The 24306-nt window shown below is 66.7% G+C and carries 20 protein-coding genes; 12 read left to right on the forward strand and 8 right to left on the reverse strand.

The features are described 5' to 3' along the window. Nucleotides 1-9 precede the first annotated feature (9 nt). Nucleotides 10-747 carry a GntR family transcriptional regulator gene (locus BN977_RS03605; RefSeq protein ID WP_036396383.1) on the reverse strand — a complete coding sequence of 246 codons (738 nt, stop codon included), beginning with the start codon at nt 745-747 and terminating at the stop codon, nt 10-12. 196 nt (nt 748-943) lie between these two features. Here BN977_RS03605 and iolC point away from each other — a divergent pair, with 196 nt between their 5' ends. From iolC to BN977_RS03635, 6 genes are read left to right on the forward strand one after another with little or no spacing between them, the layout of a single operon-like run. Further along, nucleotides 944-1921, forward strand: a complete 978-nt coding sequence (iolC, locus tag BN977_RS03610; protein WP_036396384.1) for a 5-dehydro-2-deoxygluconokinase — start codon at nt 944-946, stop codon at nt 1919-1921. Next, nucleotides 1914-2807, forward strand: coding sequence for a Cgl0159 family (beta/alpha)8-fold protein (locus BN977_RS03615; protein ID WP_036396385.1), 894 nt, complete (start codon nt 1914-1916; stop codon nt 2805-2807). The genes iolC and BN977_RS03615 overlap by 8 nt, the downstream gene beginning before the upstream one ends. Then, complete coding sequence (iolB, locus tag BN977_RS03620) at nt 2804-3676, forward strand: 5-deoxy-glucuronate isomerase (RefSeq protein ID WP_036396388.1); 873 nt, start codon at nt 2804-2806, stop codon at nt 3674-3676. The genes BN977_RS03615 and iolB overlap by 4 nt, the downstream gene beginning before the upstream one ends. A 3-nt stretch (nt 3677-3679) precedes the next feature. Beyond that, nucleotides 3680-5629 (forward strand): 3D-(3,5/4)-trihydroxycyclohexane-1,2-dione acylhydrolase (decyclizing), encoded by a 1950-nt coding sequence (iolD, locus tag BN977_RS03625; RefSeq protein WP_036396392.1) that lies wholly within the window; start codon nt 3680-3682, stop codon nt 5627-5629. 41 nt (nt 5630-5670) lie between these two features. After that, a complete protein-coding gene (locus BN977_RS03630; RefSeq protein WP_036396393.1) occupies nt 5671-7164 on the forward strand; it encodes a CoA-acylating methylmalonate-semialdehyde dehydrogenase in 1494 nt (497 codons plus the stop codon). Beyond that, nucleotides 7164-8012, forward strand: coding sequence for a sugar phosphate isomerase/epimerase family protein (locus BN977_RS03635; protein WP_084172389.1), 849 nt, complete (start codon nt 7164-7166; stop codon nt 8010-8012). The genes BN977_RS03630 and BN977_RS03635 overlap by 1 nt, the downstream gene beginning before the upstream one ends. 7 nt (nt 8013-8019) lie before the next feature. On the opposite strand, the gene BN977_RS03640 is transcribed toward BN977_RS03635, so the two are convergent. From BN977_RS03640 to BN977_RS03650, 3 genes are read right to left on the reverse strand one after another with little or no spacing between them, the layout of a single operon-like run. Next, a complete protein-coding gene (locus tag BN977_RS03640) occupies nt 8020-8793 on the reverse strand; it encodes a sulfite exporter TauE/SafE family protein (protein WP_036396395.1) in 774 nt (257 codons plus the stop codon). A 33-nt stretch (nt 8794-8826) separates the two neighbouring features. Further along, nucleotides 8827-10029 carry an NAD(P)/FAD-dependent oxidoreductase gene (locus tag BN977_RS03645; RefSeq protein WP_036396396.1) on the reverse strand — a complete coding sequence of 401 codons (1203 nt, stop codon included), beginning with the start codon at nt 10027-10029 and terminating at the stop codon, nt 8827-8829. Nucleotides 10030-10044: 15 nt separating this feature from the next. Continuing rightward, a complete protein-coding gene (locus BN977_RS03650; RefSeq protein WP_036396397.1) occupies nt 10045-11424 on the reverse strand; it encodes an MBL fold metallo-hydrolase in 1380 nt (459 codons plus the stop codon). Nucleotides 11425-12079: 655 nt separating this feature from the next. Between BN977_RS03650 and BN977_RS03655 the strand changes: the two genes are divergently transcribed. The 4 genes from BN977_RS03655 (at nt 12080) to BN977_RS03670 (ending at nt 16142) form a co-directional block, all read left to right on the forward strand. Beyond that, nucleotides 12080-12526, forward strand: a complete 447-nt coding sequence (locus tag BN977_RS03655) for an MmpS family transport accessory protein (protein ID WP_051561008.1) — start codon at nt 12080-12082, stop codon at nt 12524-12526. After that, on the forward strand, nt 12523-15435 hold the full coding sequence (locus tag BN977_RS03660; protein WP_051561010.1) for an MMPL/RND family transporter: 2913 nt from the start codon (nt 12523-12525) through the stop codon (nt 15433-15435). The genes BN977_RS03655 and BN977_RS03660 overlap by 4 nt, the downstream gene beginning before the upstream one ends. Next, the gene (locus BN977_RS03665) at nt 15432-15794 is read left to right on the forward strand and encodes a rhodanese-like domain-containing protein (RefSeq protein ID WP_051561012.1); all 363 of its coding nucleotides are present in this window, start codon (nt 15432-15434) and stop codon (nt 15792-15794) included. Before BN977_RS03660 ends, BN977_RS03665 begins: the two co-directional genes overlap by 4 nt. Before the next feature lie 78 nt (nt 15795-15872). Further along, entirely contained in the window at nt 15873-16142 is a 270-nt protein-coding gene (locus BN977_RS03670; RefSeq protein ID WP_024452282.1) for a metal-sensitive transcriptional regulator, read from the forward strand. 6 nt (nt 16143-16148) lie between these two features. Here BN977_RS03670 and BN977_RS03675 read toward each other — a convergent pair whose 3' ends face one another. After that, nucleotides 16149-17138: a Gfo/Idh/MocA family oxidoreductase gene (locus BN977_RS03675; protein WP_024452283.1), complete on the reverse strand. Its 990-nt coding sequence runs from the start codon at nt 17136-17138 to the stop codon at nt 16149-16151. 62 nt (nt 17139-17200) lie between these two features. On the opposite strand from BN977_RS03675, the gene BN977_RS03680 reads away from it, so the two are divergent. Next, nucleotides 17201-18235: a Gfo/Idh/MocA family protein gene (locus BN977_RS03680; RefSeq protein WP_036396399.1), complete on the forward strand. Its 1035-nt coding sequence runs from the start codon at nt 17201-17203 to the stop codon at nt 18233-18235. Here the strand turns inward: BN977_RS03680 and BN977_RS03685 are convergent. Together BN977_RS03685 and BN977_RS03690 are read right to left on the reverse strand one after the other, a co-directional pair. After that, nucleotides 18225-19391, reverse strand: a complete 1167-nt coding sequence (locus BN977_RS03685; protein ID WP_036396400.1) for a Gfo/Idh/MocA family protein — start codon at nt 19389-19391, stop codon at nt 18225-18227. The genes BN977_RS03680 and BN977_RS03685 overlap by 11 nt on opposite strands. A 128-nt stretch (nt 19392-19519) precedes the next feature. Next, entirely contained in the window at nt 19520-21697 is a 2178-nt protein-coding gene (locus BN977_RS03690) for a glutamine synthetase III family protein (RefSeq protein WP_024452286.1), read from the reverse strand. Between the two features lie 207 nt (nt 21698-21904). Between BN977_RS03690 and BN977_RS03695 the strand changes: the two genes are divergently transcribed. Further along, nucleotides 21905-23311, forward strand: a complete 1407-nt coding sequence (locus BN977_RS03695) for an HNH endonuclease signature motif containing protein (RefSeq protein WP_051561015.1) — start codon at nt 21905-21907, stop codon at nt 23309-23311. 31 nt (nt 23312-23342) lie between these two features. Here BN977_RS03695 and BN977_RS03700 read toward each other — a convergent pair whose 3' ends face one another. Next, complete coding sequence (locus tag BN977_RS03700; protein ID WP_024452288.1) at nt 23343-24272, reverse strand: LysR family transcriptional regulator; 930 nt, start codon at nt 24270-24272, stop codon at nt 23343-23345. Nucleotides 24273-24306: the final 34 nt, after the last annotated feature.

The raw sequence follows: 24306 nt of genomic DNA on the forward strand, positions 1-24306 counted from the left end.
GCGAGGCGGTTACCGATCCACCAGGGTGGTGTCGAAGTAGTACCGGGACGCCCGGTAGGCATGGCTGCCGTACTCGACAATGCGGCCCGAATCGTCGAACGCGGTGCGTTCCATCACCAGCAGTGGCGCCTTGGCCTTCTCGTCGAGCAGCCGGGCCTCGTCGCGGTCGGCCGCCTTGGCGCCGATGCGCTGGCGGGCCAGCCGGATGTGCACCCCGCGTGACCGCAGGGACTGATACAGCCCGACCCGTTCGAGTTCCTCACGGTCGGGCGCCAACGGCGAGGGCAGATGATTGGTCATCAGCGCCAGCGGCTGGCCCCCGGATGTCCGCAGCCGGCGCATCATCACCACCTCGGCACCCGGCTCGAGGTTGAGATGGGAGGCAATCTCCGAGGACGCCGGACCGACCGCATAATCGAGCACCTTGGTGGCCGGCTCCTGACCGGCCCGCGCGAGATCGTCGAACAGACTCGTCAGCTCGACGGGCCGGTGCACCGGGGTCTGCACCACCTGGGTGCCGACGCCCCGCTTGCGCACCAACAGCCCCTTGTCCACCAGCTCCTGGATAGCTCGACGGGTGGTCGGGCGGGACAGACTGAGCCGGCTGGCCAGTGCCAGTTCGTTCTCGAACCGGTCTCCGGGCTTGAGTTCCCCACTGAGGATGGCTTTCTCGAAGACCTGGGCGACCTGGAAATACAGCGGTATCGGACTCGACCGATCGAGCTCGACAGCCAATGTCGGGGTCACTCTCACTCCGATCGACGTGGGTTCGGGCCGGGGTTGCCGGAAGTGATTGCCAAGAGTACCCGCAAAATGATTGTAAGTAAGAATGTCCGGACAAAGTATTGACACGACGTGGCGCCAGAGCGCAGAGTCGATGTCAACACCGGGCGCACTCGCGCCACCGGGGGGTCAATACGCACATCGCATCCGGGAGTCAGTTGTGACCGCTACCGTCAACCAGGCTTTCGACGCCATCGCCATCGGCCGCAGCGGCGTCGACGTCTACCCACTGCAAGTCGGACTCGGGCTGGAGGACGTCACCTCGTTCGGCAAGTTCCTCGGGGGCAGCGCCGCCAACGTCACGGTGGCCGCGGCCCGCCTCGGCAATCGCACGGCCCTGATCTCCGGCGTCGGCAACGATCCGTTCGGCCGCTATGTCCGTAAGGAACTCGCTCGCCTCGGCGTCGACAACCGGTTCGTCACCACCCACGGCGAGTACCCCACCCCGGTGACCTTCTGCGAGATCTTCCCGCCCGACGACTTCCCGCTGTACTTCTATCGCAAGCCGTCGGCGCCCGACCTGCAGATCCAGCCGGCCGAGCTGGACCTGGACGCCATCCGCGATGCGCGGCTGTACTGGTCGACGGTTACCGGGCTGTCCGAAGAGCCGAGCCGCAGTGCGCATTTCGCGGCCTGGGAGGCACGCGCACACGGCCCGCTGACGGTGCTGGACCTGGACTACCGGCCGATGTTCTGGGCTTCCCCCGCCGCGGCCACCGAGCAGGTGCAGCGGGCCCTGCAACACGTGACGGTCGCCGTCGGCAACCGCGAGGAGTGTGAGATCGCCGTCGGTGAGACCAACCCGCACAAGGCCGCCGACGCGCTGCTGGACCTCGGCGTGGAGCTGGCCATCGTGAAGCAGGGACCACGCGGTGTGCTGGGTAAGACCCGCAACAGCTCGGTCACCGTGCCGCCGAACGAGGTCGACGTGGTCAACGGCCTCGGCGCCGGAGATGCCTTCGGCGGCAGCCTGATCCACGGCCTGCTGCACGGCTGGCCCTTGGAGAAGACCCTGCGTTACGCCAACGCCGCCGGTGCCATCGTGGCGTCCCGGCTGGAATGCTCGACCGCGATGCCCACCGCCGCCGAGGTGTCCGACCTCGCCGAGAAGACCGCCGTGGAGGCCGTCAATGTCTGATGTTTCGACCGTTGGAGTCTGCACCGATTACGCCGCCGTCACGGAGCTGCGCGCCGCCGATCCGGGTGCGGTGGCCAAGGCCTGGCAGCAGCGCACCACCCGGCCGACGGTCCGCGGCGACGGCCGGCTGATGATCGTCGCCGCCGACCACCCGGCCCGCGGCGCCTTGGCCGTCGGCTCCCGCCCGACCGCCATGAACAACCGGATCGATCTGCTGGACCGGCTGCGCACCGCCCTGGCCGACCCGGGTGTGGACGGCGTGCTGGCCACCGCCGACATCCTCGACGACCTGCTGCTGCTCGGCGCGTTAGGGGACAAGGTGGTGTTCTCCTCGTTCAACCGCGGCGGGCTGGCCGGATCCTCGTTCGAGCTCGACGACCGGATGACGGGCGCGACCGCGGCGTCCACCGCCGCCGCGAAGATGAACGGCGGAAAGATGTTGTGCCGCATCGACCTCAACGATCCGGGCACCGTCGCCACCTTGGCGTCGTGCGCCCAGGCCGTCGACGAACTGGCCGCCCGCGGGCTGATCGCCATGCTGGAACCGTTCATGTCCACCCGGGTCGACGGCAAGGTCCGCAACGACCTGTCGCCCGACGCGGTGATCAAGTCGGTGCACATCAGTCAGGGCCTTGGTTCGACCTCGGCCTACACCTGGATGAAACTGCCGGTGGTGCCGGAGATGGATCGCGTCATGGAATCGACGACCATGCCGACGCTGCTGCTCGGTGGTGATCCCACCGATCCCGACGAGGCGTTCGCGTCCTGGGAGAAGGCACTGTCCCTGCCCGCGGTGCGCGGCCTGATCGTGGGCCGGACCCTGCTCTACCCTGCCGATGACGATGTCAGCGCGGCTGTTTCGACGGCAGTGAAGTTGGTCCGATGAACTCCGAACTGTATGTCCCCGCCAACAGCGCGGCGGCGCCGTTCACCGTCGCGATCACGCCCGAGGACGCCGGCTGGGCCGAGTCGTCCTTGCATGTGGTCGATCTCGGCACCGGCGGCACGGTCGCCCTGAACACCGGTGGCACCGAGGTGATGATCCTGCCGTTGTCCGGTGGCGGCTCGGTCGAGACCGGCGGCGAGACCTTCGAGTTGTCGCCACGCGGTTCGGTGTTCGACGGCCCGGCCGACATGGTCTACGTGGGCATCGAACAGGCGTACACGATCACCGGTTCCGGCCGGATCGCGATCTGCGGGGCACGCGCCGGCCGGTCGTTCCCGAACCGCCGGGTGGCGGCCGCCGACGTCGCGGTCGAGCTGCGGGGCGCGGGCAACTGCAGCAGGCAGGTGCACAACTTCGGCACCGCCACCGCCTTCGAGGCCGATTCGCTGATCGCCTGCGAGGTGATCACCCCGGGTGGCAACTGGTCCAGCTATCCCGCGCACAAACACGACGAGAACTCCGACGTCGAGACCCAGCTGGAGGAGATCTATTACTTCGAGATCGACGACAGCCCGGCCGGTACACCGGGATTCGGCTACCACCGGGTGTACGGCACACCGGAACGCCCCATCGAGGTGCTGGAGGAAGTGCGCACCGGTGATGTGGTGCTGGTTCCGCACGGGTACCACGGACCGTCGATCGCCGCGCCGGGCCACCATATGTACTACCTGAACGTGATGGCCGGATCAGGTCCCGACCGGGCCTGGCTGATCTGCGACGACCCCAATCACACCTGGCTGCGTGGCAGCTGGGAACACCAGGCGGTCGACCCGCGGCTGCCGTTCACCACCGCCTCACGAGGAGCCTGAGCCATGGTTTCCACCGCACCGAAATCCACCGCGAAGTTCGCCGATACCGAGCCGACGGTCCGACTCACGGTGGCACAGGCCACCGTTCGATTCCTGGCCAACCAGTACGTGGAACGCGACGGTGAGCGGACCAAGTTCTTCGCCGGGTGCTTCGGCATCTTCGGGCACGGCAACGTGGCGGGCTTGGGCCAGGCGCTGCTGCAGGACGAGGTCGAGTCGTTGGAAGCCGGGCGGGAACCCGGCCTGAAGTACGTGCTGGGCCGCAACGAGCAGGCCATGGTGCACAGCGCCGTGGCGTATGCCCGGCAGAAGGACCGGCTGCAGGCCTGGGCGGTCACCGCCAGCGTGGGCCCCGGCTCGACGAACATGCTCACCGGCGCCGCCCTGGCCACCATCAACCGGCTGCCTGTGCTGCTGCTGCCCGCCGACACGTTCGCCACCCGGGTCAGCGCCCCCGTGCTGCAAGAACTGGAGCTCCCGTCCTCGGGCGATGTGACCGTCAACGACGCCTTCAAGCCGCTGTCGCGGTATTTCGACCGGGCGTGGCGGCCCGAGCAGCTGCCCGCGGCCCTGCTCGGCGCGATGCGGGTGCTGACCGACCCGGTGGAAACCGGGGCGGCCACCATCGCGATCCCGCAGGACGTGCAGGCCGAGGCGCACGACTGGCCGGAATCGCTGTTCGCCGAACGTACCTGGCATGTTGCCCGCCCGCTGCCAGAGCGCTCGGTACTGGCCCGCGCGGCCGAGATCATCCGGTCAGCCGAGAAACCGTTGATCGTCGCCGGCGGTGGGGTCATCTACTCGGGCGCCTCCGATGCGCTGGCCGCGTTCTGTGCGCAGACCGGTATCCCGGTCGGCGAGAGCCAGGCCGGTAAGGGTGCGCTGCTGCACGAGCATGAACAGAGCGTCGGCGCCATCGGCTCGACCGGCACCACGGCCGCCAACGCGCTGGCGTCCGAAGCCGACGTGGTGATCGGCATCGGGACCCGCTACAGCGATTTCACCTCGGCATCGCGCACCGCGTTCAACAACCCCGATGTCCGGTTCGTCAACATCAATGTGGCATCACTGGATTCGGTGAAGCAGGGCGGTCTGAGCGTGGTGTCGGATGCGCGGGAGGCCATCGAAGGACTGGCCCAGGCACTCGACGGCTACTCGGTCGGTGCCGAGTACCGGGCGCGCATTGCCGAGCTGGTCGCCGAATGGGACGACACGGTGTCTGCCGCGTACGCCACCGAAGACGGTGTCGCACTGAACCAGAACCAGGTGATCGGCCTGGTGAACACGCTGTCCGACCCGCACGACATCGTGGTGTGTGCGGCCGGGTCGATGCCGGGTGACCTGCACAAGCTCTGGCGGATGCGCGATCGCAAGGGGTACCACGTCGAGTACGGGTTCTCCTGCATGGGCTATGAGATCGCCGGTGGTATCGGGGTGCGGATGGCCGCGCCCGAACGCGACGTGTTCGTCATGGTGGGCGACGGGTCCTACCTGATGATGGCCACCGAGATCGTCACCGCCGTGCAGGAAGGCGTGAAGGTCATCCCGGTGCTGGTGCAGAATCACGGATTCGCCTCCATCGGCGGGCTTTCCGAGTCGGTCGGCTCGCAGCGCTTCGGCACCGCATACCGGTACCGCGGCGAGGGTGGCCGCCTCGACGGCGCCACACTGCCCGTCGACCTGGCCGCCAACGCGGCCAGCCTGGGCGCCGACGTGATCAAGGCCGGCACCGCAGCGGAATTCGCGGACGCGGTCAAGGTGGCCAAGGCCGCCGACCGCATCACCGTGATCTACGTCGAGACCGATCCACGGGTCTACGCACCGGACAGCCATTCCTGGTGGGACGTCCCGGTCAGCCAGGAGTCGACGCTGGAGTCGACACAACAGGCATATCAGCGCTACGCCGAGTGGAAGCGCGTGCAGCGCCCGCTCATCAAGCCGACCAACGGCTGACGTCCTTTTCCCACATCTTCGACAACGAAGCGAGAATCACCATGTCCAACACCATTTTTCACTGGGTCGACAACGGAATCTTCGAGGGCACCTCGGGTGCGACGGCGCCGGTGACGAATCCGGCGACCGGTCAGGTCACCGGGCAGGTGGCCCTGGCCAGCGTCGAAGACGCCCGCGCCGTCATCGACGACGCCGCCGCCGCCTTCCCCGAGTGGCGGGACACCTCGCTGGCCAAACGCACCCAGGTGCTCTTCAATTTCAGGGAGCTGCTCAACGCCCGCAAGGGCGAACTGGCCGAGATCATCACCAGCGAACACGGCAAGGTCGTCTCCGACGCCCTCGGCGAAGTGTCCCGCGGCCTGGAGGTCGTCGAATTCGCCTGCGGCATCCCCCACCTGCTCAAAGGCGGATTCACCGAAAACGCCTCCACCAAGGTCGACGTCTACTCCATCCGCCAGCCCCTGGGCCCGGTCGCGATCATCTCGCCGTTCAACTTCCCCGCCATGGTCCCGATGTGGTTCTTCCCCATCGCGATTGCCACCGGCAACACCGTCGTACTCAAACCCTCGGAAAAAGACCCGTCGGCTTCGCTGTGGCTGGCCCAACTGTGGGCCGAGGCCGGACTGCCCGACGGCGTGTTCAACGTCCTCCAAGGCGACAAGACCGCCGTCGACGAACTGCTCACCAACCCCAAGATCAAGTCCGTGTCCTTCGTCGGGTCCACCCCGATCGCCCAGTACGTGTACGCCACCGGTACCGCCGCGGGCAAGCGCGTCCAGGCCCTGGGCGGGGCCAAGAACCACGCGGTCATCCTGCCCGACGCCGACCTGGACCTGGCCGCCGACGCCATGGTCAACGCCGGATTCGGCTCCGCCGGGGAACGCTGCATGGCCATCTCGGCCGCCGTGGCCGTCGGCCCCATCGCCGACGACCTGGTCGCCAAGATCGCCGAGCGCACCACCGGGTTGAAGATCGGGGACGGCACCAAAGACTCCGACATGGGCCCCCTGGTCACCAAAGCCCACCGCGACAAGGTCGCCTCCTACATCGACGCCGGCGAAAACGACGGCGCCAAAGTCGTCGTCGACGGCCGCACCGTCCAAGCCGACGGTGGTGCTGAAGGTTTCTGGCTGGGCCCCACCCTGCTGGACAACGTCACCCCCGACATGAGCGTCTACACCGACGAAATCTTCGGCCCCGTCCTCTCGGTGCTGCGGGTCGAGACCTACGACCAAGCCCTGGAACTGATCAACACCAACCCCTACGGCAACGGCACCGCCATCTTCACCAACGACGGCGGCGCGGCCCGACGCTTCCAAAACGAAGTCGAGGTCGGCATGGTCGGCATCAACGTCCCCATCCCCGTCCCCATGGCCTACTACAGCTTCGGCGGCTGGAAAGCCTCCCTGTTCGGTGACAGCCACGCCCACGGCACCGAAGGCGTCAACTTCTTCACCCGCGCCAAAGCCATCACCAGCCGCTGGCTCGACCCCTCCCACGGCGGCATCAACCTCGGCTTCCCGCAGAACGGCTGATGACCGATCCCCGGTTGGTCGCGACGGCGTGGACCAGCGCCGGTGACACCTCGCCGATGCGGATGCCCGCGACGAGCCTGGTACCGATCGCCGAACGGGTTGCCGCCATTGCCGATTCCGGCTATGTGGGGCTCGGCCTGATCACCGATGATCTGCTCGCGGTTCGTGATTCACTGGGCTTCGCCGGTCTGCGTGATCTGATCTACTCGGCCGGGCTGACGCACATCGAGATCGAACTGCTGGAACGGTGGTGGTTGCCGCGCACCGCGTTGGGCAACTCCTACGATGTGCGTGCGCTGCTGTTCGAGGCCGCGGATGTGCTGCAGCCGGCGTTCATCAGGATCGGTTCGGAGCTGGGTCCGCGCACCGGCCGCCCGGAGGCTCTGGCGGCACCGCTACGAGAGCTCGGTGACCAGGCGGCCGAACACGGCACCCGTATCGCGATGGAGACGATGCCGTTCTCCATCGTCTCGACGGTCCCGCTGGGGGCGGAGATCGTCGCGGCAGCGGGCCATCCCGCCGTCGGGCTGTTGGTCGATGCGTGGCATGTGTTCCGGGCCGGCACCTCGCTGGATCAGCTACGGGCGGCGTTGACGCCCGAGATGATCTTCGGGGTGGAGCTGGACGATGCTTCCGCCGTGTGGTCGGGATCGCTGTTCGAGGACACCGTCAACAACCGATTGCTGTGCGGTGAAGGGAGTTTCGACCTGCACGGCCTGGTGGCATTGTTGCGCGATCTCGGGTTCGACGGACCGTGGGGGGTGGAGATCCTGTCCGAGTCGTTCCGCGCCCTCCCGGTTCGGGAGGCGCTCAAGCTCGCCGCGGACTCGGCGTACTCGGTGCTCTGATCGGCCGTCAGCGCACGAACAGCGTATCGACCAGCACGTACACCGCGACCGCGAATACCAGGTAGGCGAACCAACGCTGGAGGCGCCGGGTGTCGAGTCGGGCTCCGAACTGTCCGGCGATCAACGACCCGGCGATCGCGGTGCCGACGAACGCTGCCGCGATCGCCCAGTCGATATCGGCGCCGCTCAGATGCGACAGGACGCCCGCCGCGGAATTGGCCACGATGATCAACAGCGAGGTGCCGACGGCGATGGACATCTCCACCCCGAGCATCAACACCAGCGCGGGGATGATCAGGAATCCCCCACCGACGCCGAAGAGTCCGGTGAGAAGTCCGACCAGGAATCCTGCCGGTATCGAGCGGGGCGCGCAGCGGCGCCAGTTGATGCCCCCGTCGCCCACTCGGCATGCCGTGCCGGTTCCGGCATTCTCCTGCAGCATGCGAATGCCGGCCACGACCATCACCGTGGCGAAACCGATCATCAGCACCGACTGAGGCAAGTGCCTGCCGATCGCGGTGCCGATGAAGGTGGCGGGAATGCCCGCGAGCGCGAACACCGTGGCCAGCCGCCATTGCACCTGGCCGGCCCGAACCCTCGGCAACACCCCGACCGCCGAGGCCGTGCCGACCACGATCAGCGACATCGGGATCGCCTGTTGGACATCGAGTCCCAACACGTACACCAAAGCCGGCACGGCAAGGATGGAGCCTCCGCCGCCGAGCAGGCCCAACAGCGCACCGATGACGGCACCGAGGGCGAGGGCGAGGGCGATGGTCATGAAGCAGTCTCTCCTTGTGACCCAGCGGCTTTCCTAGGCCACGCCCCGCAACATCAGGTTCCAGTACATGAACGGCAGCCCGTACTTCTTGAGGTACCAGTACGCGCGGTGCGGCGTGGTGGGGTTGAGCAGCGGGAAGGTGGGTTCCAGGTTGAGGTCGTAGTCGAACTCGGCGAGCAGCATCGAGTGCGACGAGGTGACGATCGGGCACGAGGAGTAGCCGTCGTAGGAGGCCAGCAGCGGCCGTCCGTTCAGATACGCGTCGATATTGTCGACCACCACCGGCGCCTGCTTCCGGATGGCAGCGCCGGTCTTGGAATTCGGCGACGAACCGGCGTCGCCCAGGCTGAACACGTTCGGATACCGCACATGCTGCATGGTGTGTTTGTCGATCTCGACGTAACCCATGGCGTCGCCGGTGGACAGCGGACTGTGCTTCACCCAGTCGGGTGCGGATTGCCGCGGCACAGCGTGCACGATGTCGTACGGCAGCATGGTGTCGGTGCCGCCCGGCCCCACGCTGCTGATGCCGACCTTTTGCGCCGCGCCGTCGACCGAGGTTACTTCCGAGTTGGTGTGCAAGGTGATTCCATAGTCGGCGATCACCTTGTCGAGGCTGTCCGCGATCGCCGGGATCCCGAACGGCCGGGCACCGGGCATGACCAGATGGATGTCGATGTCCTTGAGAACACCTTCCGAGCGCCAGTGGTCGGCCGCCAAGTACGCGATCTTCTGCGGAGCGCCGGCACATTTGATGGCGCCCGAAGGCACGGTGAACACGGCGGTTCCGGAGCGGAGGCCGCGGATCAGGTCCCAGGTGCGGGGCGCGAGATCGAACCGGTAGTTCGACGAGACCCCGTTGCATCCAAGGGTTTCCTCCAAGCCGTCGGTGCGGTTCCAATCGAGTTGGATACCAGGGCAGACGACCAGCACCTCGTATTCATAGGTGGCGCCGTCCACGCAGGTCACCGTGTTGGCGTCGGGATCGATGGCGCCTGCGGCCTTTTTGATCCAGGTGGCAGCCTTGGGCATGACCGACGATTCGGCGCGTTCGGTCGTCGAGGCCTTTGCCTGACCACCGCCGACGAGTGTCCACAGCGGTTGGTAGTAGTGCTTGTCCGACGGCTCGATGACCGCTACATCGGCGAAACCCTTGCGCAGCAACCGCGCCGCGACGGTGATGCCTGCGGTTCCGCCGCCGACAATCACGACCTGATGTTTGGCTGAGATGGTCATGGCGTGTCCTCGTTCTCAAGCGTTCTGGACGGTTTCTTCCCAGGCGCCGTACCCGCCCAGGATGTCACTCACATCGGTGAATCCGTTGTGCCGCAACAGGCTGGCGGCGACCGACGACCGGTAGCCACCCGCGCAGTACACGACCGTCGGCTTGGCGGGATCCAACTCGCCCAGCCGCGCGGGCAACTGGCCCACCGGAATCGGGATCGCGTTCGGAATGGCCCCGCCCTCGACCTCGCCCGGATTGCGGACGTCGACGATCTGCAGATCCTTGATACGGGCCGCGCGCTCGTTGAATGCCTTTGCCGTCAGACGCGACGCGACGACCACATCGTCCTGATGGGTGAACATCGTCCGGTACGGGTCGGCCAGGTAACCGACGACCCGGTCGAAGCCGATCCGGCCCAACCGGTTCTTGCCCTCAAGTTCCTGGCCGGGTTCGGTGAACAGAACGATGTCGACATCGGATCGCAGTACCGAACCGGCGAACTCGGCGTAGCGGCCTTCGAGCCCGATATTGATCGCCTGGCGCAGGTGGCCCTGCGCGAATTCCTCAGGCGTGCGCCCGTCGACCAGGACGGCTCCTCGATCGATCGCTTGACGGGCTTGCTCATAGGTCATCGCGGCGGGCATCTTGGTCTCGTCCAGCAGTTCCCGGTCCTTGCGATTGAGGATGGCGTCGTAGACGAAGTATCCGGGCGCTGGCGGCTGTCCTTCGGTGACGAGCTTCATGAAGGTCGCCTTATCGGGGGCCCGCAGCGCGTAGTTGGTGGCTTTCTGATCGCCGATCGTCGACCACAGGTCCGTCGACAGATTTTTGCCGCAGGCCGAACCCGCACCGTGCGCCGGGTACACCCGCGTCGAATCGGGCAAGGTCATCAACTTGTTGTGCAGCGAGTCGTAGAGCTTGTCCGCCAATTCCTCGCGGGTGAAGCCGATCGAGGCCAGCAGGTCGGGGCGGCCCACGTCACCGATGAACAACGTGTCGCCGGTCATCACCCCGTAGGGCACCTGATCATCGGCGTGCTCGTAGACGACCACGCTCATCGACTCGGGCGTGTGTCCGGGGGTGTGCCGGAACTCCAGCGTGACGTCACCGAGTGAGTGACGTTCACCGTCGCGGACGCCGATGGACTCGAATTCGGTCTCGGCGACCGAGGAGTAGACGATCTTCGCGCCGGTGGCCTTGGCGAGCTCGAGGTGGCCGGACAGGAAGTCGGCGTGGAAGTGGGTCTCGATGACCATCTCGATGGTCAGTCCCTGTTCTCTGGCATCGGCCACATATTCGGCCACATCGCGCTGCGGGTCGACGACGACCGCGCGACCGGTGGTTTCGTCGCCGATCAGGTATGACGCGTGGGACAGGCAATCCAGGTAGTACTGCTGGAGGATCATTGCGACCTTCTCTCTCGTGGTGGTGTTAATACCCCTACGGGTATATACAAGATACCCACTGGGGTAATTTATTCCGAGGTCTGGAGCAAGCAAGAGGGGGTATCGCTCAGTTGTCGAACGATACCCCCTGCCGTATTTTCCACTAGAGGCTTTGGTCACCTTACGGCCGGTAACCGCCGCGAGATCCGGGCTAAGCTTTGCCCTTCGCAGCCTTGCGTCGACCGAACCAACCCCGCCGGACCGGCGCAGGTCCATCCGACGAGTGCCCGGCGCACCACTGACCGGCCGGCACCCCACGCCGCACCGCGTCGACGTGCATCCCGCAACCGGCCCACGTGGTCTTTCCGCATACCCGGCATGTGACAGCACGACACATTGCAATACTCCTTTCCCCGACGAGGACATCTCAGACCAGGCCCGAGAAGAGCTTCTCCAGCCCTTCGGCAGTGAGGGCGTCCGGACGGCCTCCCGAACCATGTTCGCGAAGCAGGCGCGATCCCGTGACTATGTCAACATACCATACCCCCTATGGTATATATCGGTGGTTCGCGTTAAGCTGCCGTGGGCAGCGAAATACCGCCTGGGGTATTTGCCACGCCCGAGCCCGCCATCGACCGGGGGCCGGTGCACACATCTGAGAGGTAGGGCTCCACTGATGAAGATGCCGCCGTTGTTCGGCTGCTTACAACGGTTTTGGGTGCTCGCGGTGGTCGTGCTGACCCTCCTGGCCGCCGCGGCTGTGGTGAGCCGGCTGCGCACGTTCTTCGACTCGGATCTGCCATTCGTCGCCGGCTCCGAGCGTGTCGACGCCATCGTGCCGTTCAACACCAAGCGCGTCACCTATGAGGTCATCGGCCCTCCGGCGACGAGCGGCCAGGTGAGCTTCCTCGACGCCAACGGAAAGACCAGGGAAGCGACCTTCACCGCACTGCCCTGGTCGGTCGACGTCGTCACCACAGCTCCCGGGATCTTGGCGAACGTGGTCGCCCAGAGCGACAGCACCTCGCTGGGCTGCCGCATCCTTGTCAATGACAAGGTGGTCGCCGAGCGCCATGCCACCGGCCGCGATGCCCAGGCGTTCTGTCTGGACAAGGCCGCATGAGCGACCACGCCGCACGCCCGTTCGTCGCCCGCACCATCCGCGCCGGCGCCGTCCCCATGATCCTGGTATGGGTCGCGATCACCGCGGGGCTGAACCTTCTTCTCCCCCAGGTCGAATCGGTCAGCAAGCACAATGCGGTATCGATGTCCCCACAGGACGCCCCCTCGGTCATCGCGGCCAAGAAAATGGGCGCGAAGTTCGCCGAATCCACCTCCGACAGCATTGCCATGGTGGTGCTCACCGGTGACGAACCGCTCGGTGAGACGGCACACCGCTACTACGACCAACTGATCGCCGGCCTCGAAGGCGACACCAAGCATGTCGAGCACGTGCAGAACTTCTGGGGTGATCTGATCACGGCGGCCGGCGTGCAGAGCGCCGACGGAAAGGCCGCTTACGTCCAGCTGAGCCTCGCCGGCGACCAGGGCAGCACCCTGGGCAACGAATCGGTCGAGGCCGTACGCGACATTGTCGACCGCACCCCGGCGCCGGCCGGATTGCACGTCTATGTCACCGGTCCCGCCCCATTGACCACCGACTCATTGGAGACCGGCGACAAGAGCATGGTCAAGATGACCGTGGTCACCATGGTCGTGATCACGATCATGCTGCTGCTGGTCTACCGTTCGATCAGCACGGTGCTGCTCATCCTCGCCATCGTCGGCATCGAGATGGGCGCCGCGCGAGGGGCCGTCGCCCTGCTGGGCCACTTCCGGGTGATCGACTTCTCGACCTTCTCCGTCCCACTGCTGACGGCCTTGGCCATCGCGGCCGGAACCGACTACGCCATCTTTCTGATGGGCCGCTACCAAGAGGCCCGCCAGAATGACGAAGACCCGGAATCGGCCTATTACACCGCCTTCCACGGCGTCGCACACGTGATTCTCGGATCGGGCCTGACCATCGCGGGCGCGATGTTGTGCCTACGCCTGACCCGCCTGGCCTACTTCAAATCGCTGGCGTATCCGTCGGCAATCGCACTGATCGTCGCCGTCGCGGCGGCACTCACCGTGGCCCCTGCCATCCTGGTCCTGGCAAGCAGATTCGGCTTGCTGGATCCGAAGCGAAAGATGAAGACCAAAGGATGGCGCCGAATCGGCACCGCTACCGTCCGCTGGCCCAAACCGATTCTCGTCGTGGCGACCGCCATCACCATTCTCGGCGTCCTCGCCGTCATCGGGTACCGGACAAGCTACAACGACCGGCACTATATTCCCGCCGACGTGCCGGCCAACATCGGCTACGCGGCAGCCGAGAAGCACTTCAGCGCAGCACGGTTGAACCCCGACATCCTCATGGTCGAATCCGACCACGATATGCGCAATCCCACCGACATGATCGTCCTGGATCGAATCGCCAAGGCGCTGTTCAGGGTTCGTGGCATTGCCATGGTCCAGAGCATCACCCGGCCGCTGGGCTCGCCGATCGCGCACAGCTCCATTCCCTATCAGCTCAGCATGCAATCGGTACCGATCACCCAGAATCTGCAGTTCCTGAAACAACGAGTGAGCGACCTCGACTTGATGTCGGTCAACCTGGGCACGATGATCGACGCGATGACCCGGATACAGAATGTGATGGTCAAGTTCTCCGAGGCCATGCATCGCACCACGGCCTCGGCCGACAGCACGGTCGAGGACGCGAACGTCCTCAAGGCGTCGGTCGACACGATGCGCGACCACCTTGCCGATTTCGACGACGAAGTCCGGCCGATCCGCAATTACTTCTACTGGGAACCCAACTGCTTCAACATCCCCGCGTGCCGGGGCGTGCGGTCGGCGTTCGACGCCATGGACGGCGTAGCCACCCTCAGTGACAACATGAGCGTGCTGCTGAAGGACATGGACGCCATGACGAACGGGATGGGCGATGTCGACGCGCTGGTGCCGCAGCTGGTCAACCAACTCCCGCCGATCATCTCGACGGCAACGTCGATGCAACAGACGCTGCAGACCATCCACAGCAGCTTCGCCGGGCTGATCGAGCAAATGCAGCAGATGACCGACACCGCCACGGCGATGGGCGAGGCGTTCGACGCCTCCAAGAGTGACGACTACTTCTATCTCCCGCCCGAGGTCTTCGCCAATCCGGACTTCCAGAAGGGACTTGCCCTGTTCCTGTCCCCCGACGGCAAGGCCGCACGTCTGATCATCACTCACGACGTCGATCCGGCCACCGAAGAAGGGATCTCGACCGTCGATGACGAACTCGTCGCCGCACACGAAGCGGTGAAGGGCACGTCGCTGGCCGATTCGGAGATCACCCTCACCGGGACCGCCGCGACCTATCGGGACATCCAGTCCGGCGCCAAGTACGACACCATGATCGCCGCGTTCGCGGCGCTGACCCTGATCTTCCTGGTGATGATCGTGATCACCCGGGCGCTGGTCGCGTCACTGGTGATCGTCGGCACCGTCGTGTTGTCGCTCGGGGCAGCCTTCGGCCTCTCCGTGCTGGTCTGGGAACGCGTGATCGGGATCGAACTGAACTGGATCGTCCTCGCATTCGCCGTCATCATCCTGATGGCCGTCGGCAGCGACTACAACCTGCTCCTCGTTTCACGATTCAAGGAAGAGATCGGCGCCGGGATCAAGACCGGCATCATCCGATCGATGGGCAGCACCGGCAGCGTCGTGACCGCCGCCGGACTCGTCTTCGCGTTCACCATGGGCGCCATGGCGTCCGGCGACCTGCTGAACGTGGGACAGGGCGGCACGACCATCGGCATCGGGCTGCTGCTCGACACCCTGATCGTGCGCTCGCTGATGACCCCGTCCATCGCGGCGCTCCTGGGCCCCTGGTTCTGGTGGCCAATCAAAGTCCGCTGGCGCCCCGCGGTCCGGGATACACCACTCCCGGCATCGGGCTCAGACGAAAACAATCAACGACACCAGGAGGTTTCGACATGATTCGATCCGACAACTCAGGACACGGGGTGAACGTCATCGATATCGACCCGGTGGCGGCGACCGCCGTCGTGGCCCAGTCCGGCGCCATCCTGCTCGACGTTCGCGAGGACGACGAGTGGGCCGCCGGCCATGCACCGGGTGCGGTACACGTTCGGCTGGGCGATCTGGCTGTCGGCACCTTCGACAGCACGGTTCCGGTCGTCGCCGTGTGTAAGTCGGGCCGCAGATCCGGCGCCGCGGCGGCCCAGCTCGCGGCCGTCGGCGTGCCGGTCTACAACGTCCACGGTGGCATGACGGCCTGGCAGCATGCCGGGCTGCACGTCATCCGTGACGACGGCACGCCCGGTGCTGTCATCTGACATGCGGCGCACCGTCCGCCGGGAATATACCCCCGCGGGTACGCTGTTGCGGTGGAGCGAGAGTGGAGGACGTGGACCATGACCGGTGACCAGGAAAATATCACTGCGGTGCTGAACCGACTGCGCCGCGCGCAGGGTCAGCTCGCCGGGGTGATCTCGATGATCGAGCAGGGCCGCGACTGCAAAGACGTGGTGACCCAGTTGGCCGCGGTATCGCGGGCGTTGGACCGCGCCGGTTTCAAGATCGTCGCGACCGGCCTGCGGGAGTGCATCGCCGGTGAGACGGCCGACGGTTCGGACCCGATGACCGAAGCCGAACTGGAGAAGCTGTTTCTCGCGCTCGCGTGACCGCGCTCAGTCCGCGACCTCGACCCACCGGCCGCCGGACTTCATCGACTCGATGAGGGCGTCGGCAACCAGCGCCGCGCGCAGGCCGTCCTCGGCGGTGGCCAACGCCGACGGCCGGCCGGCCACGACGGAGTCCACCCACTCCTGCAATTCGATGCGATAGGCGTCGCTGTACCGCGGGATCCAGTCAACCGGATAATCCACCGCCCGACGACTTTCCGCGTCGGTGACGATGTGCGCGGGCAACGCCAGGGCGGCGGTGCCGGTCTCCATCACGACCTCGCAGCGGGTTTCATATCCGTAGCGCGCATTGAGGAAGAGTTCGACGGTCACCAGTACGCCGGATGCCGTGCGCAGCAGATAGAACTGCGGGTCCTGGCGGGCGCCCGAGTGCTCGGAGGAGCGGCCGTGCTGATAACTGACCTCCACGATCGGGGAATCCAGCAGCCACGGCATGATGTCGAGTTCGTGGATCGCCGAGTTGGTGATCGACGCCGCCGAGTCGCCACCGGGAGCGCTGGACACATTGCGGCTGATGCCGTGCACCATCATGGGCGCGCCAAGGGCACCGTCGCGCACGCGTTCCCGCAGCGCCACGTATGGCGGGTCGAATCGGCGCATGAAACCGACCGTCACCAGGTCGACCGGTGGCGCCAGTTCGCGCTGGGCCGCGACGAGTTCGCGGCATTCCGCAGCCGTTGGCGCCAACGGCTTTTCGCACATCACGGGTTTCCCGGCGCGCAGCGCGGCCCGCACCAGATCGGCGTGGGTGTCGTCGCGGGTCGCGATGACCACGGCGTCCACGTCGGCGTCGGCGATCAACGCCTGCCCGTCCGGCTGCACCCGGGCACCGAGCTCGGTGGCCACCGCGCCTGCGACCTCGCTGTTGAAATCGGTGACCGCAACCAGGTCCGAGCCGGAAATCACCCGGGCGAGCTTGCGGGCATGGTCGGCGCCCATGACGCCGACCCCGATCACACCTACGCGTACAGTCATGGTCCGAGTATTACATCTTAATGTCTTAACAAAAAGCGTTTTGCCCGTTTACGCTGACAGGCATGACAACCGCCCTGCCGCTCCCCCGGACCCCCGATCCACGCGAGGCGCCCAGCCTGCGCTGGGGCATCCTGGGACCCGGCTGGATCGCCCACCGCTTCGCCGAGTCGCTGCTGTCGTACACCACCCAGCGCATCGTGGCGGTGGGCTCCCGCGGCGCCGACCGCGCGGAAGCCTTCGCCGCGCAATGGTCCGTGCCGAAGGCACACGGTACGTACGAGGCGCTGTTCGGCGATCCCGACGTCGACATCGTCTACGTCGCGACGACGCACCCGAGCCATCGCGACAACGCCATCGCCGCACTCGAGGCCGGCAAGCACGTGCTCGTCGAGAAGCCGATCGCGGTGGACGCCGACGGGGCGCGGGACATCGCAGCGGCCGCCGAACGCGCGAATCGTTTTGCCGGCGAGGCAATGTGGACAAAGTTCCTGCCCAAATTCGATGTCATCCGTCAACTCCTCGACGATGGCGCCCTCGGGGAGATCCGCACCGTGCTCGCCGATCACGGTGAGTTCTTCACACCCGAGCACCGCATCTACGACCCCACCCTGGCCGGCGGCCCACTGCTCGACCTCGGCACCTATCCGATCGCGTTCGCCCAGTTCGTCTCCGCGGGCTTCACCTCGGTGCGCGCCCACGGCCAGGATGCCGCACCCGGTCTCAACGGCCAGATCGCCGCCACCCTGTCCGATGCGGCGGGCAACCTGGCCGTCCTGCATACCACCATGTTGTCGGACACCCCCACCGCGGCCGTCATCGCCGGGCGCGAGGCAACGCTGCACATCGACGGACCGTTCTTCATGCCGGGCCCGTTCACGCTCACCCGACACAAGGGACACCCGAGCGCTCCGGGCCGCGTACTGCGGTACGACGAGAAGCCGGGCGTGCAAACCGACGGCCTGCACTACGCCGCCGTGGAGGCAGCCAGGCTGATCGCCCAGGGCCGCACCGAATCCGAAATCCACCCGCTGCGGTACGCGATCGCCACGCTGGAGGTCGCCGACGAGATCCGCAGGCAGCTGCGCGCTACGGGGTGAGCGGGCTGGGATTCACCCACGAACCAGCGCGCGCCGACTCGGTGATCGCCTCGATCACCCGTGCCGCTGCCACCGCGTCCCAGATGGTCGCACCGACGGGCTTGCCGGCCTGTACGGACTGCAGGAAGCGTTGCGCCTCAACGACCTTGAGTTCGTCATAGCCCATGGCCATCGCCGCACCGGGCTGGAAGGCCGCGTACTCGCCATCACCCGGTCCGACATGGCGAGTGGTGACCGGCTGATCCTGGTACACCGAGCCGGCACCCACCCGCAACTCACCGATGCGGCGGAAGTCCCAGCCGACAACACCCGCCGTGCCGTGAATCTCGAATCCGTATGCGTTCTGCTCACCGACGGCCACCCGACTGGCCTCGACCGAGCAACGGGCGCCCGACTTCAGCCGCAGCTGCGCGAAGACGTAGTCCTCGTTCTCCACCCTGTCCCGCACCCCGCCGGAGGCCAGCTGATGCCCACTGGTCGCACCGGTGGGCACCGGACGGTCCGGGATGAAGATGGCGGTATCGCCCATCACCGACTCGACGCCGCCCAGCAGGTAGTGCACCAGATCCACGGCATGCGAGGCCAGATCGCCCAACACCCCGTTGCCGCCGTGGTCGCGTTGGAAGCGCCAGCTGAGCGCGCCGTCGGGATGGGCGGCGTAGTCCGACAGGAAGTAGAAGCGGGCGTGCGTGATCGCGCCGAGCTCACCGGCAGCGATCAGCTCGCGGGCGGCCTCGACCGCAGGCGCGTTGCGGTAGTTGAAGCCGACCGCGGTGCGCACACCGGCGGCATCGGCGGCCTGCGCGACCGCCAGCGCGTCGGCGCTGGTCAGCCCCACCGGCTTCTCGATCCACAGGTGCTTACCGGCCGAGACAACCGCGGTGCCGATCTCGCGGTGCAGGAAGTTCGGCGCGGTGACGCTGACGGCCTCGATCACCGGATCGGCGACCACAGCGGCCCAAGCGGTTTCGGCTTTCCGGGCACCGAACTGCCGGGCTGCCTCGTCGGCACGACCAGGAACCTCGTCGGCGATGGCCACCAGTTCCGGGAATCGCTCCAGCAGTGGGTAGTGGTGCCGGACCCTGGCATAGGCCTGGGCGTGGACGCGGCCCATCCATCCGAAGCCGATGATGCCGACGGGCGTGCTGCTGCTCATCGTCCGAAGGGTAGCCACCCCGGTGTAGTGATGTCCATACGTTAAGACAAAGTCGGTGCACGCGTTTGTGCGGTTCCATCCGCGGACGTCGGCGCGCCGCGGATGAAACCGCACAAACCGGCAATCGCCTACAGGATGTAGAGCATCTCCTGGTACGTCGGCAGCGGCCACAGGTCATCGGCCACCACGCCTTCCAGCGCGTCGGCCGCGGCACGCACCGCCTCCATCGCGGGCAGCAGTGCCGACTGGGCATGCTTGGCCTCGTCCAGCGCGGACTCCGCGGAGTGGTCGGCCAGCGCCGCCTTCAAGGTCGCCAGCCCCGCCGACAACTCGGCGATCGGCTTCGAAACCCCTTCCAGCAGGGTGAGATCCGGCTCGACGCCGGCGGCCTTGAGCGTCGCCACGTTCTGCGCCAGCTCGGTCTGGTAGCGGATCGCGGCGGGCAGGATGACGGTCGTCCCCAGTTCCAGGGCGAGTTTGGCCTCCACACCGATGGTCAGCGCGTACTGCTCCAAGCGCACCTCGTAGCGGCTGTGCAGCTCCCGCTCGTTGAACACGCCGTACTTCTCGAACACCGCGATCGCCTCGGGCTTGATCAGCTCGGGGATGGCATCCAGCGTGGTCTTGAGATTCGGTAGGCCACGCTCGGCGGCCTCGATCTGCCAGTTGTCGGAGTAGCCGTCACCGTTGAACACGACCGCGCCGTGCTCGGTGATGATGTCGGTGAGCAGCTGCTGCACCGCGGCGTCGAAGTCGGTGCCGTCGGCGACGGCCTTCTCCAGCACCGTGGCCATGTAGTCCAGCGAATCGGCCATGATCGTGTTCAGGATGATCATCGGGACGTTGATGGTCTGCCCCGAACCCGGCGCCCGGAACTCGAACCGGTTGCCGGTGAACGCGAACGGGCTGGTGCGGTTGCGGTCGCCCGGGTCGGTCGGCAGTTCCGGCAGGGTGTCGACGCCGATGATCATGCTGCCCTTGCCCTTCGACGAGGTAGCAGCGCCCTTGGCGATCTGCTCGAACACATCGGCCAGCTGGGCACCGAGGAAGATCGAGATGATCGCGGGCGGGGCCTCGTTGGCTCCGAGGCGGTGGTCGTTGGTGGCCGAGGCGACCGACACCCGCAGCAGCCCTGCGTACTTGTGCACGGCGCGGATGACGGCGGCGCAGAAAACCAGGAACTGGGCGTTCTCGTGCGGCGTGTCACCCGGCACCAGCAGGCTGCCGAACTGCGCGTTGCCCACGGAGAAGTTGACGTGCTTACCCGAGCCGTTGACTCCGGCGAACGGCTTCTCGTGGAACAGGCATTCCATGCCGTGCTTCTTGGCGATGTTGCGGAAGATGGTCATCAGCAGCTGCTGGTGGTCGGCGGCGATGTTGGCCCGCTCGAACATCGGCGCGATCTCGAACTGGCCGGGCGCGACCTCGTTGTGCCGGGTCTTGGCCGGGATGCCGAGCTTGAACAGCTCGCGCTCGGTGTCCATCATGAAGCCGAGCACGCGCTCGGGGACGGCGCCGAAGTAGTGGTCGTCGAACTCTTGACCCTTGGGCGGCTTGGCACCGAACAGCGTGCGGCCGGCGTTGATCAGGTCCGGACGGGCCAGGAAGAAGTGCCGGTCCACCAGGAAGTACTCCTGCTCGGGACCGCAGAACGACACGATGTGGTCGAAGTCCTTGTGCCCGAACAGCTTCAGGATCCGTTCGGCGTGCGTGCCCATCGCCTGCTGGCTGCGCAGCAGCGGGGTCTTGTAGTCCAGCGCCTCACCGGTCATCGACACGAACACCGTGGGGATGCACAGCGTGTTGCCGTTCGGGTTCTCCAGGATGTAGGCCGGGCTGGTGACGTCCCAACCGGTGTAGCCGCGGGCCTCGAAGGTCGAGCGCAGGCCGCCGGACGGGAAGCTGGAGGCGTCGGGCTCACCCTGAATCAGGGTCTTGCCCGCGAACTCGGCCAGCGTCTGGCCATCGGAGACCGGCTCCAGGAAGCTGTCGTGCTTCTCGGCGGTCAATCCGGTCATCGGGTAGAACACGTGCGCGTAGTGGGTGGCGCCCTTCTCCAGCGCCCAGTCCTTCATCGCCGCGGCGACGGCATCGGCGATCGCCGGATCCAGCTTCGCGCCCTTCTCGATGGTCGCGACGACGGACTTGTAGATGGATTTCGGCAGCCGGGACTGCATCTCGGCCTTGGTGAAGACGTTGGACCCGAAGATCTCGCCCGGGGCTTCGGTCGGGTCGAAGCTGATGGCCGGCGGCACGTAGCCCTCGACGTTGGTGATCGCCTGGAGGCGGACGGCATTACCACTCAATGGAGTTCCTATCGCTGCGCGTGCTTGACCGACCCACGGTAGGAACCTTCGATGGCAAATCTGTTACGTACGCGTCAAGGACGCGATTCGCTTGTAACAGGCCCGCGCGATCCTTACTTTGGCAAAGACGCTGCCCTTTGGCGTCACTTGCGTTTCACCCGTCCCACGCCCGCGGAATCTGTCGGTGGTCGAACGTATGTTCGAATCATGTCGACAACCGCGTCCCAGGCGTTGGCGGCCTTACGCGCCGCCTCCGAGGCCTTGGCGGCGTGCGACTTCCAGCCGCTGACACGGGCCGAGTTGCTGGCCGTGATGGACGAGTTCGAGGTCCTCACCTGCCGCCTGCCCGCCCAGTCGCACCGGATGCTGGTGCAACTGCAGGCCGACGGCACCCCGCAGGAGCTGGGTGCGAAGTCCTGGAACGCGCTGCTGCGCATTCGTTGGCGGCTGTCCACCGCCGAGGCCGGCCGCCGTCTGGCGGAGACCGCCGATCTGGGGCCGCGCCGGTCGTTGACGGGTGAGCCACTGCAGCCGGCCCTGGCCGCCGTCGCCGCCGCGCAAGCCGCCGGGCTCATCAACGGCGGCCACGTCGACGTCCTGCGGGATGTCATCGACCGCCTGCCGGGATTCGTCGACACCACCACCCGGGAGCAGTTCGAGATCGACCTGGTGCGCATCGCCACCGGCGTGGGACCCAAAGAACTCAAGGACACGGCCGAGCTGCGCTTGTTCCTGCTCGATCAGGACGGACCCGTACCCGAGGACGCCGAGCGCGAACGCAAGCGCGGGGTCACGATCGGCAAGCAGGGCCGCGATGCGATGACGCCGGCCAGCGCGAACTTGACCCCGGAGGCGACGGCGGTCTTCGAGGTGCTCTTCGCCAAGTTCGCGGCGCCGGGGATGTGCAACCCGGCGGACGACGAACCGTGCATCTCCGGCACCCCGACCCAGGCGCAGATCGACAACGACCACCGAACCCCGGCCCAGCGCCGGCACGACGCGTTGATCGCCATCGGCCGGATCGCTCTGATGAGCGGTGAACTCGGTCAGCTCAACGGATTACCCGTCTCGGTGATCATCCGGACCACCTTGCAGGATCTGGAATCCCGCGCCGGGATCGGCGTCACCGGCGGCGGCACCAAGGTGCCCATCAGGGACGTCATCCGGATGGCGGCCCATGCCAACCATCATCTGGCCGTGTTCGACAAGGCCACCGGGTCGGCCCTCGCCCTGTTCCGGGCGCGCCGTACCGCGTCACGGGCACAACGGATCATGCTCATCGCGCGCGAGGGCGGCTGCACCAAACCGGGTTGCACCGTCGGTGCCTACGGCAGCGAAGTGCATCATGCGGCGGCGGATTGGGCACACGGCGGCAACACCAATGTGGACGAGATGGCGTTGGCGTGCGGGCCCGACAATCGCATGGTGCACCGCGACGGCGGCTACACCACCACGATCAACGGTCGCGGCGAGGTCGAATGGCAGCCGCCGCCCTGGCTTGACCATGGCCAACAGCGGATCAATTATCTGCACCGGCCCGAGCTGCTCCTGAGGCCGGTCGACGGCACCGGCACCGACCACGCCCACGGCGGTACGGGAATGCGCGGCCCGTGAATGCCGGCCCGCCCGGCCCCCGGGCCGTGACTCAGAGCAAGTGGGTCGCGGTGTCGATGCGTGCGCCGAGGTCGATGCCCTCGGCCACGGCGACGAGGGCCGTCGCCACGATGGATGCCGGGGCCCGGTCGAGCACCACCAACCCGATCGCCGGACTCGGGCCGTGTTTGACCATCGGCCGCGCCGCGAAACCCGCAGGCACACCCAACCGCGGCAGCCAGGCGGTCGACGCGATGGTGGCCCGCCGGGCGTGCGTCAGGTGCGCGTACAGCGCATCCACCGAATCCGCCTCCACGACCGGACGGTAGTGCACACCCTCGGCGGCCATGTTCGCGTCCAGGATGCGGCGATTACGCATCGTGGTGGTCAGCACGCACAGCTCCAAACCGGCCGCGTCGGCCCAGCTCACCTCCGGCCGGCCGACCAGCGGATGGTCCACCGACGCGATCAGGACGTACTGCTCCCGGTACAGCTCGACCGACCGGGTCCCCGGCGGCGCTTCGTCATCGAGGTAGGTCAACCCGGCGTCGATCTCGAAATCGGCCAGCCGCCGGGCGATCTCACGCGAGGACAGCGCCTCGATGCGCACCGACGCGGCCGGATTGCGGTGCAGGAACTCGGCGGTGATGAACGGACTGGCCGGAACCGCCGTCGGAATCGCGCCGAGCCGCGCGGTGACGGTCAACCGGCCCTGCATCCGCTCGAGGTCGGCGAGCATCTCGTCGCGCTCGGCGATGATCCGCTGCGCCCAGGCGACGACCCGCTGCCCCTCCTCGGTGAAACCCTCGAAGCGACGGCCGCGCTGCACGATCACGATGCCCAGATCGCGCTCCAGCCGGCGGATCGCCACCGACAGCGTCGGCTGGCTGATGTGGCAGCGCGCGGCGGCCCGGCCGAAGTGCCGCTCGGCGGCCAGCGCCAGCAGGTAGTCCAGGTGCTGCAGCAACACGTCGCCGGCCATCGTCTGACGATAGACGCCGTCTATCACTGCATGT

This window comes from Mycolicibacterium cosmeticum (assembly GCF_000613185.1).
Lineage (GTDB): Bacteria > Actinomycetota > Actinomycetes > Mycobacteriales > Mycobacteriaceae > Mycobacterium > Mycobacterium cosmeticum.